This is a genomic window from Rhodococcus sp. (in: high G+C Gram-positive bacteria) (assembly GCF_049286785.1).
Classification (GTDB): Bacteria; Actinomycetota; Actinomycetes; order Mycobacteriales; family Mycobacteriaceae; genus Rhodococcus_F.
In genome coordinates this window covers 1-1,832 of sequence record NZ_JBAQEO010000815.1, presented here as the reverse complement: position 1 = coordinate 1,832, position 1,832 = coordinate 1, and the positions used below count along the sequence as shown (strand labels likewise).

Genomic DNA, 1,832 nt, shown 5'->3' with positions numbered 1-1,832 from the left:
CCGGCGCACTCGGAGGCGATGATCAAATGGGCAATGATCGGATTGATGGCCCGACGACTCGCCCCCGCACGCGGACGACGCCCCTGGCAGTCGACCCGCGCGGCGTGACACTTTCAGAACACTTTCTAAGGATCCGGTTCCTCAAGCAGAAAGCACTCGGTAGGTGAAGCGTACGTCGTGGTCGTCTGGTCTGTCTGTCTCCGCTGATGGTGTCGGGGTGATTTCTCATGCCGGGGCGATCGCGCCGCGTCTTCTGGCTGATCGGGTCGGGCTCACCGCCGAGCTGTCCGGGGCCATGGAGCGCCGGCGGTTCATCCCGGTCCATGACCGCGGCCGGGTGCTGATCGACGTCGCGGTGATGCTCGCCGATGGTGGCGAGTCCATCTCCGACATCGGGGTTCTGCGTCACCAATCCGAGGTCCTGGGCCCGGTCGCGTCGGCGCCGACGGTGTGGCGCACCCTTGATGGGGTCACGGTCGGCAAGCGCAAGAAGATCCAGGTCGCGCGGGCTCGGGCACGGCGGCACGTGTGGTCCCAGCTGCCCGGAGGTGTCCCAGCGTCGAAGTGCGCGGGCCGGGATCTGGGATCGACGATCGCGCTCGATGTGGACGCCACCATCGTGGTCACCCACAGCGAGAAAGAGAACGCCGCGCCAACGTACAAGCGCACGTTCGGCTACCACCCGATCGGCGTGTGGTGCGACAACACCTCCGAGTTCCTCGCGGCGAGCCTGCGTCCGGGCAACGCCGGGTCCAACACCGCCGCCGACCACATCGACGTCCTCGGCCAGGCGATCGCGCAGATCCCCGCCAGTCATCGGCGTGACCTGCTGATCCGCTCCGACGGTGCCGGCGCCTCCCACGCCCTGATCGACTGGATCACCGAGCAGAACCACACGCGCGGTCGACGGGTGGAGTACTCGGTCGGGTTCTCGATCACCGCGCCTATGCGCCTGGCCATCGAGACCTGCCCGGAGGCCGCGTGGGGGCCGGCATTGACCCCTGGCGGTGACATCCGCAACGGGGCACAGGTTGCCGAGCTGACCGGGTTCCTCGCCGCCGGGATGCTCGCGAAGTGGCCCGATGGGATGCGGGTCATCATCCGCCGCGAGCGACCCCACCCGGGCGCCCAGTTATCGATCTTCGAGGAGATCGATGGGTGGCGCTACCAGGCATTTGTCACCAACACCGCCACCGGTCAACTGCAGTTCCTTGAAGCACGTCACCGGGCTCACGCCCGGGTCGAGGACCGCATCCGCCACGCCAAGGACACCGGACTCGGCCGGCTCCCCTCGCGGGAATTCGCCCTCAACCAGGCCTGGCTGGTGGCGGTGATGATCGCCGCTGACCTCGTGGCCTGGACCCGGATGCTCGCCTGCACCGGCGACGCTGCAGTCCTGGCCATGTGCGAGCCCAAAGCGCTGCGCTACCGCGTCCTGCACGTCGCCGCCCGGCTGACCCGCAGCGGCCGGCGACGCCGAGTGAGGATCCCAGCAACGTGGCCCTGGGCCACCGCCATCGTCGCCGTCTTCAACACAATCGCCGCGATTCCCAAACCCGCCTGACCTCACCTGCCCGCCCTCGACAGCACCCCCCGGAGACCCGCCCACCGGCAGCGCCAGCCGGCACCCCCGCACGCCCACACACGAAATCGACGCCGCCGTCACCCAACAGCAGCAGTCCTCACGACCCGTGAATCACCGGGGCTAGGTGGCTGGTGTTTTTCGCGGCGTGGCGGTCCCAGGTGATGTTGATCTTTCCGGGAGAATGTCCTTATGGCGCAAGGGCATCGATCTTGGGGTGAGTCGTGACGTTGGGGCTGACGCCGACGCA

At 68.0% G+C, this 1,832-nt stretch carries 1 protein-coding gene; it reads left to right on the top strand.

Annotation, left to right across the window (positions count from 1 at the left end):
- Positions 1 to 163: 163 nt before the first annotated feature.
- Positions 164 to 1,564 carry an IS1380 family transposase gene (locus tag WAW17_RS29325; RefSeq protein ID WP_422336363.1) on the top strand — a complete coding sequence of 467 codons (1,401 nt, stop codon included), beginning with the start codon at positions 164 to 166 and terminating at the stop codon, positions 1,562 to 1,564.
- Positions 1,565 to 1,832 lie beyond the last annotated feature (268 nt).